Genomic DNA, 6,557 nt, shown 5'->3' with positions numbered 1-6,557 from the left:
TCGCGGTAGTGGTTAACAGCCCAGCCAAGAGATACGATGATGCAGACGACAAAAGCGATGATGATTGCGGTTAACCTGCTCATTTCTGGCTCCAGGTACAAACCTCATACTCAACATCTCGACGATTCATCAGGCCTTTCCACTTCTTACCACCGGCATACACCCAACGCTTTAATTCTTCGCATGCCGCTGCGTATTCTTTGGCATTGAGTTTTTTCAGCAGTGTTGAGTTGATGGCCGCAGAAGCGCCAACGTTGTACGCGAAAGAGTAAATCGCTGCTCGTTGAGTTTCAGTAGTCGGCACTTTGATATGTGGATCAACCTGCGCGGCAATTCGCGTTAAATCTTTCCGGGTTAGAGCATCGCATTCCTTATCGGTATACCGCTTTCCGGGGATTATGTCGGATCCGGTGCTACCATCGCAGACAGTCAGCACTCCGACAACATCTCGGTAGGCCACATATTCTCGACCTTCAAGACCATCCTTACCTGACAGCATGACTGTTGCGATCGCAATCGCACCGCCACCGATGGAGGCAGCAATTTTATTTCGCAGGGTGCTGTTCATCAGATTTCCTTCGGTGCTTTCTGTCCGAGATCGGCGAGAACTTTGGCTGTAGCAGATGGGTTGCTTGAATCAGTCTTGTTCAGAATGTCCTGCAGTATCTTCGTGCGCTTCATTTGCTCACGCTTATTGAGCCTGTATGTCAGGACGCCGAGGATGATGCTGAAAGCGACGCCAATGATGAAGCCCCAGTCCTGCAATGACAGGCTGGCAAAGAAAGCCGCAAGACCAGCGCTGCCGTATGTCGCGTTGCTGTATCTTTCGTCCATCTTCATAGTCTCTCTCCTCGCGGTAAATGCGGGAGCTGTGTGTTGTAGGGTCAGGCCCTCGGGCTGGATTTTCAACAAAGCACGTAGTGATTGATTCCCGTGAGCCTGAAATAAAAAAGCCAGCGACAGGCTGGCAATGTGAGGGTGTGGCAATGTCAGCTCTGCGGCTGAAGATACCCTGGCTGGAGTTTGTTAAAAAAAACTAAAGGCTTATTGCAAAATGCCGTTAATATTTTTTTCAACAAAAAAGGATAAAGCATGTACATTTTCCGTGTTCAACATCAAAACGATGCTTACTTTAAGTTTGAAGTTCAACGCCACAATCTGACTAGTCAACTACACCAAATCAGTCAGGGTGCTACAGGAAATTTCAGTACTTATGTAAATCAGACAGTAAATGTTTACGTAATTACATCGGGTCAACAGCAAGTTGGCGGGTTGATTTCAGATCTTCAACTAAACTCGCCAACCAAAACCTCTTTTACCACACTAAGTAAGAGTGAGATTTATATCTAACACAGAAAGCTCCGGCAATAACCGGGGCTTAAATTGTTGCCGGTTACCGCTCCGGCGCGATCAGCAAAAGCTATCGCGGTATCAGATTGTGGTCCTGCCCATGTGAGCTTTTGCGGACGGCTGGAACATGTAGGCTCCGCAACACTCCCCGCACTTTGTCTTATTGGCGTCGGGAATCCATAAAAGAAAACCCCGCCGAGGCGAGGTTCTTAATTCTTGTAACGTTACAGGCGTAATAACCCATCGTTGGAATCAGATTAGCCATTTTCCGTTAATTTTGCAATAGCTAAATTATGCCGGTCATCGAGTCACGTTTCCCAGAACCTTTTCTGCATAGGATTCCTCAATATGGCAATGCTCCACCAGCCGATCGAAAAACTGTTTATAGTTGTACCGCCATACCATTTCCGTTACTCCCAGCGCTTTAAAAATCTCGGTATCTTTGAGGCGTGGGTGACCTCTTCCCTTGCATCTCGGGCATTTTTTATAAACCGGAACGCCCTGCAACTCTGATTTTTTCTTATCGAGAATTTCTCCGCGCCCCCGGCAACGGCATTCGTTTTTCACATGGCCTTTACCATCGCACGTCTTACACACGACGCGCACTTGCTCACGTACTGATTTCCACACTTCCCAGTCAGAAGGAGAAATGCCTTTCGTATCTTTTACCCATTTTGGTGGCTTACCATCCGGGTAAGTAACCTTGTTCGTGAAAACCTCAGCATCAATAAATTTAGCGCCATGACAGCTACTGCACGTCACCAGGCTTGCCGCGCTGAGGGAATAATCGCGGAAAACATACCGCGCCAGAATACCGAGAAATTTTGATCGTTCACTCTCTTCCATTTTCCGCAGCGATCCGTGCCGTTCTGCGCGCTGCTCTGCCAGCTTCTTGATGTAGGCAATGATATTGTCTGAAGATAAAACCCCGGCTTTTGCCAGATACAATTCAATACCCACCGCTGCTTTTGCGGAAAGTAGCCCGAGGGATGCCATTACGTCAGTAATAGTCAGCGTATCTGCTGAAATACCGCATGGAACAGCGCCGGGCATCATGGATTTAGGCGAAAAATATTTTGGTAAGGACTCAAGCTTCATTTCGATGCTCCCGTTTTGCTTCAATGCGGATGTAATTGCGAAGGATGCGGTATGCCACCGGAAAAGATCCCCGGTAGCGATAAATGCAAAGACGCAGCCAGCGCCAGCGAAGAGACTCAATAACTTCGGGCTTCACTTTGCCTCCTCGATGATCTGCCCTTTCTCGCCCCATAGCTTCGTGATGCGACAATCCCAGACGCTGGAATCATCATCAAACAGGGCATCCATTAGTGCTTTAAGCATGTTGTCGCAGTCGGGTTTTGACTGGTGCGGCTTGCCGTTGAACTGCTCTCGCTTCTTTTTGCTCCAGCTCGCTGGCATCGGCATAACGAACGTGACGTGGGCGCCGGACTCCGGCAGATGAATTTTGCGCAGGCGTGCTTCATCGCAGAATGCCCGGTAACGCATGATCGCTGGTCGAGTTTTCCATTTGTCGGCCCTGGTCATTCTGGGCTTGCCGATCGGCGTGATGTCGTAAATTTTCATACTGGCACCACCAGCCCACGGCGGACTATCTCAATGACAGTAAGCACGATAGCGCGATCCATTAACTGCCGACGCTCATCACGAGAGAGGTTTTTCCCGTTATCAATCTCTGAATGACAGGTCACGCAGATCGCAGCAGTTGCACAATCATCAACCTTAAGCCCCATCCCCTTACCTTCATTGCGGTGCGCTACTTGCGTCCCCCACGCCCCACATAGAACGCAACGCTCAATCTGACCAACGGCAGCGAGCCATTTCCTATTTCGATAAATAGCCATGATCACCCCCAGACCTTTTGTCGGAAGGTTCTCGGCGTCCGTGCCGGACGTCCGAACTCTGGCAATTTCACGCTGACCGTCCAGGTAAGGAAATCAGGGTTGAGGCTTTTTTCGGTCCTGATACCGCGAGCCCGATAATCGGCAATCAGGCGCTCTGCCTGCTCGGTGGTGCATTCCGTATGGTGAAAATATGAATACTTCATCGCCATCACCCCGCAAAGCTCATGAGCTGGGCGGCGGCGTTCTCGACGTCATTCGCTGAACGGAATTTTCGACGCAGTATGTAGTTCCAGAGAACGTTGAGCACCGACTGATAGACGCCGTTAAATTCGGCATCATCCATGCTGGCGAAGGAAATGGATTTAGCCGTGCGCCGTCGGCTGCCATCGGGCATGATATATTCGTCGTAAAATCCCGCCTGAATAGTTGCCCACTCGCGGAAGGATTCGAAATGCTTCAGCAGTACGACTTCGCGGGAACGCACCAGTCCGACAGTATTCAGGTACATATCAGCAGCGTTATGGAGCGCGTTACGTTGTGTCGGGTTTGATGACAGGAAATCAATATACCCGGAGATTAGCGACCGCTCTGATTCCTCAACAAGTCCGCCGGTTGGTGTCCAGTAGTGATAGCCAAGCGACAATAGCTTGAAGAATTTTTTGTGGAATGCGTAGTTTCGCGGCTTGCGGAACTCACCAGTGAGCAACTGTCCTGTTGGTAACAGTTGTAAAAATTCGCTGGTTCCGGGATCAACCGAAATCAGGGCGTTCTGGAAGGTCTTTTCAAAATACAGTGTTTGCGCCATGGTTGTTCACTCCGTGGCGCAGCAGGTTAACGGCTGTTCAGACCGTTGATTTCATATTATCAGAAGGTGGCGTTACCCGGTAGCCGAGACGGCGAATAAATTGCATAAAGCCATTGGGAGTAAAGACTTCTTCATCATCCAGCAAAGGCCGCATAGAAACCATACCATTGACGCGATAGATAAGATGCCTGCCCGACGAAGGAAAGCTAAACACCACGCAGCCGTCAGACCGTCTTACAATGTCATACCAGTTATCTTCTGACGTTTGCAAAGCTGAATTACTCACATTCTATTCTCCCTTCGAGCGACATACAGACGCGGTTAAAAATTGTCGGCAGCAGCATCAAAGGGATACACAAATTGCGGTATTCTGAAAAAATGCGCGCCAGCCCCAAGCGCAATGTTAGTAAAACCAGTCGTCGGCGCTTACCCAGGTCTCCTGAAGAATCTCCTCAATGCGCTGCTTGTCCCCTTTTTCACCCCCCAGAATACTCAGGCCATCAGCCCCTGCGCGGCGAATTGTAAGTTTTACCCCTTCATAGTTCTGGCTGAGCCTACGTAACAGTTCGGCTTCTAATGCTGGCACTGCACCATCAGGAAGTTTCTTTGTTCGATCAATAGTTAACTCAACTTTCATAGTGGCCTCCACTGCGTATACTGTGTTTTTATACAGTATACCTATAAAGCGAAATGATCAACGTTTTAAGAGCACGAATTGTTAACCCATAGACACAAATTTCAGGCGTAAAAAAACCCGCCGAAGCGGGTTTAATCATTAAGAGCATTTGCATCTGTGGCAGGTGAGGAGTTGAGATGGTGGTCGCATTTAAGGGGACTTAAATGCGCAGAAGTCACCGGAGTTGTTCAGGCTCCGATGACATGATTATGGCGGGTTGATTCCAGAAAATAAATTGTGTGGAAACGTTCCTCCTGCCCTACTCAGACATGGAAAGTTTTAGTTTGTCCTTAACGTGGAGAGTATTAATTAACCAAAAAGCCCCCAGTAAGCACATGCAGTGTGCGCTAGTGACTAATTTGCATATACGAAGACGATTTTCTTCCAAATCAGGAGGTAGATCGTTCATCAGAGCCACTGCGTAGATCCCATCCTTAAGGATTGGCTCAATAACTTGATGTATGTAGCCACCGTGGTTAATTTCTTCGATTTTTATTTTTTTAATCGTTTCCGCAAGCTTGTCAACTTCTTCATTTGTAATGACATAGTCAATTTTATGAGCGTACTTGTTTCGAATGCTGTTGAGTTCAGACATAGCATCAGCAAGTGATACAGGAAGCCCTAAGAGAACGGCAGCTGACAACTTCGGTGCAAAATACTTATAGCTTTTGATGGCATTGTACTTCTCTGAACCCTCAGGCCTTAAGTTCTCAATAATAACTCGAAGAAAGTCCTCATGAATTAGCATTAATTTTAATAGTGCTGCTGACTCATCTTCATAGTTAGCTATCGAAGCCATCTTATTCGGATCTAAAAAATAGCCAAAATCATGATCAATTTTAACGTAGTTTCCCTTGTCCATTATTGGGCTTTGTTCGATTCGAGAAAATTTCACTTACCTTCCTCCTGTTTGAGATATCGAGGGTCAAATGCTTTTGGCAGAGAAATACTCTGCTCCCGGTAATATCGTAACTGCTCAAGGAAATAGTCCCGCAGATGCTCTGGCTGCTCGCGCATCACCACTTCAGCGATAACCGGCATGTTCAGGCGCTCTTTGTACGCAACGCCGCTGGCCGCTAAATCCACGTTGATTTTGTCCTGATCGTCTTTCGGTTTTGCTGCGATGTTCCAGTCTGACATGATGAATCCCCCTCGATGCTTTGAGAGGGATTATACATTACGCAGCCATTTCTTTCGGCTGGCAAAGTTCGGGCAGATCCACCCGGACGAGCGCCGCGGCGAACGACGGCGGCACAGCATTACCGCAGCAGGAAACCCTGCATGGTAGATTTCGTGCAGTTGAAACATTAGTAATGAAGTCTGTCACTTCATTACTGAAGAAGTAATGTAACTATCATATTTTAAATCTCTGAAAATAACTATACAATTCAATAAATTGAATTTCAGCATGACGGGAAACATGTATGATAAAATTTTTAATGTTGATTGTGGTGACATTAACCATTGCAGGTTGCTCCCCTCTTGCACCTACAGGCTGTCAGAAAAAAAACGCAATGGAATCATGCGAATATAAGAGTTCGGGTAAAGTGTCAGATAAGGATATATATGGATGGTATTCATCCAGAATAAAAAAAGCTTTGGACGCAGCACTTACAGAGCCCCATGCCTGGAATGGTAAAAGATGTAACGCTCATTTGGATTTCAAAGTCGATGGCACCCTGCAAAATTTTATCGTGAAAGGTGGTGACAAAGATTATTGCGCTGCATTGCAAAAAGCTTCTGAAAGAGCGACATTCCCGGCGTTTACCGATCGGAGAGTTTACTTTAATATGGGTTCCGCAAGATGGAACTTCGAAGGTCAGCCATGAAAACTATGGTGCGCCGGGAGATCCCCGGCGTTCTC

13 protein-coding genes and 1 pseudogene are annotated in these 6,557 nt (G+C 47.5%); 1 reads left to right on the top strand and 13 read right to left on the bottom strand.

What is annotated here, in order from left to right; translation table 11 throughout:
* The 13 genes and pseudogenes from OGX84_RS07890 to OGX84_RS07830 all read right to left on the bottom strand — a co-directional run.
* Positions 1-83: pseudogene (locus OGX84_RS07890) on the bottom strand (lysis protein); the annotation flags it as partial.
* Entirely contained in the window at positions 80-568 is a 489-nt protein-coding gene (locus OGX84_RS07885) for a lysozyme (protein ID WP_286457701.1), read from the bottom strand. The pseudogene OGX84_RS07890 and the gene OGX84_RS07885, both read right to left, overlap by 4 nt.
* Entirely contained in the window at positions 568-840 is a 273-nt protein-coding gene (locus OGX84_RS07880) for a phage holin family protein (protein ID WP_048224292.1), read from the bottom strand. Before OGX84_RS07880 ends, OGX84_RS07885 begins: the two co-directional genes overlap by 1 nt.
* 810 nt (positions 841-1,650) lie before the next feature.
* Positions 1,651-2,448, bottom strand: coding sequence for an antitermination protein Q (locus OGX84_RS07875; RefSeq protein ID WP_286457699.1), 798 nt, complete (start codon positions 2,446-2,448; stop codon positions 1,651-1,653).
* Positions 2,438-2,584 carry a YlcG family protein gene (locus OGX84_RS07870; RefSeq protein WP_200064520.1) on the bottom strand — a complete coding sequence of 49 codons (147 nt, stop codon included), beginning with the start codon at positions 2,582-2,584 and terminating at the stop codon, positions 2,438-2,440. The genes OGX84_RS07875 and OGX84_RS07870 overlap by 11 nt, the downstream gene beginning before the upstream one ends.
* Positions 2,581-2,934 carry a RusA family crossover junction endodeoxyribonuclease gene (locus tag OGX84_RS07865; RefSeq protein WP_286457697.1) on the bottom strand — a complete coding sequence of 118 codons (354 nt, stop codon included), beginning with the start codon at positions 2,932-2,934 and terminating at the stop codon, positions 2,581-2,583. The genes OGX84_RS07870 and OGX84_RS07865 overlap by 4 nt, the downstream gene beginning before the upstream one ends.
* Entirely contained in the window at positions 2,931-3,212 is a 282-nt protein-coding gene (locus OGX84_RS07860; RefSeq protein WP_200073779.1) for a hypothetical protein, read from the bottom strand. The genes OGX84_RS07865 and OGX84_RS07860 overlap by 4 nt, the downstream gene beginning before the upstream one ends.
* A 2-nt stretch (positions 3,213-3,214) precedes the next feature.
* Complete coding sequence (locus OGX84_RS07855; protein WP_200073780.1) at positions 3,215-3,421, bottom strand: hypothetical protein; 207 nt, start codon at positions 3,419-3,421, stop codon at positions 3,215-3,217.
* Complete coding sequence (locus OGX84_RS07850; protein ID WP_110123579.1) at positions 3,421-4,017, bottom strand: DUF1367 family protein; 597 nt, start codon at positions 4,015-4,017, stop codon at positions 3,421-3,423. Before OGX84_RS07850 ends, OGX84_RS07855 begins: the two co-directional genes overlap by 1 nt.
* 37 nt (positions 4,018-4,054) lie before the next feature.
* Complete coding sequence (locus tag OGX84_RS07845) at positions 4,055-4,303, bottom strand: hypothetical protein (protein WP_012132752.1); 249 nt, start codon at positions 4,301-4,303, stop codon at positions 4,055-4,057.
* Positions 4,304-4,420: 117 nt separating this feature from the next.
* Positions 4,421-4,654, bottom strand: a complete 234-nt coding sequence (locus tag OGX84_RS07840) for a DinI family protein (protein WP_286457696.1) — start codon at positions 4,652-4,654, stop codon at positions 4,421-4,423.
* A 298-nt stretch (positions 4,655-4,952) separates the two neighbouring features.
* The gene (locus OGX84_RS07835) at positions 4,953-5,588 is read right to left on the bottom strand and encodes a hypothetical protein (RefSeq protein ID WP_286457693.1); all 636 of its coding nucleotides are present in this window, start codon (positions 5,586-5,588) and stop codon (positions 4,953-4,955) included.
* Positions 5,585-5,833 (bottom strand): DNA polymerase III subunit theta, encoded by a 249-nt coding sequence (locus OGX84_RS07830; RefSeq protein WP_286457690.1) that lies wholly within the window; start codon positions 5,831-5,833, stop codon positions 5,585-5,587. The genes OGX84_RS07835 and OGX84_RS07830 overlap by 4 nt, the downstream gene beginning before the upstream one ends.
* Before the next feature lie 284 nt (positions 5,834-6,117).
* Between OGX84_RS07830 and OGX84_RS07825 the strand changes: the two genes are divergently transcribed.
* A complete protein-coding gene (locus OGX84_RS07825; RefSeq protein WP_047462960.1) occupies positions 6,118-6,522 on the top strand; it encodes a cell envelope integrity TolA C-terminal domain-containing protein in 405 nt (134 codons plus the stop codon).
* The last annotated feature ends 35 nt before the right edge of the window (positions 6,523-6,557 follow it).

It is taken from the genome of Citrobacter sp. CK202, from assembly GCF_030333225.1.
Taxonomy (GTDB): Bacteria; Pseudomonadota; Gammaproteobacteria; order Enterobacterales; family Enterobacteriaceae; genus Citrobacter_B; species Citrobacter_B koseri.
This window is presented reverse-complemented; position numbering and strand designations above follow the sequence as displayed.

Excerpts from the sequence above, each read along its gene's own strand:
- OGX84_RS07855 (WP_200073780.1), bottom strand. The coding sequence starts at position 3,421 with ATGGCGATGAAGTATTCATATTTTCACCATACGGAATGCACCACCGAG.
- OGX84_RS07875 (WP_286457699.1), bottom strand. The coding sequence starts at position 2,448 with ATGAAGCTTGAGTCCTTACCAAAATATTTTTCGCCTAAATCCATGATG.
- OGX84_RS07880 (WP_048224292.1), bottom strand. The coding sequence starts at position 840 with ATGAAGATGGACGAAAGATACAGCAACGCGACATACGGCAGCGCTGGT.
- OGX84_RS07860 (WP_200073779.1), bottom strand. The coding sequence starts at position 3,212 with ATGGCTATTTATCGAAATAGGAAATGGCTCGCTGCCGTTGGTCAGATT.
- OGX84_RS07830 (WP_286457690.1), bottom strand. The coding sequence starts at position 5,833 with ATGTCAGACTGGAACATCGCAGCAAAACCGAAAGACGATCAGGACAAA.
- OGX84_RS07850 (WP_110123579.1), bottom strand. The coding sequence starts at position 4,017 with ATGGCGCAAACACTGTATTTTGAAAAGACCTTCCAGAACGCCCTGATT.
- OGX84_RS07865 (WP_286457697.1), bottom strand. The coding sequence starts at position 2,934 with ATGAAAATTTACGACATCACGCCGATCGGCAAGCCCAGAATGACCAGG.
- OGX84_RS07825 (WP_047462960.1), top strand. The coding sequence starts at position 6,118 with ATGATAAAATTTTTAATGTTGATTGTGGTGACATTAACCATTGCAGGT.
- OGX84_RS07885 (WP_286457701.1), bottom strand. The coding sequence starts at position 568 with ATGAACAGCACCCTGCGAAATAAAATTGCTGCCTCCATCGGTGGCGGT.
- OGX84_RS07840 (WP_286457696.1), bottom strand. The coding sequence starts at position 4,654 with ATGAAAGTTGAGTTAACTATTGATCGAACAAAGAAACTTCCTGATGGT.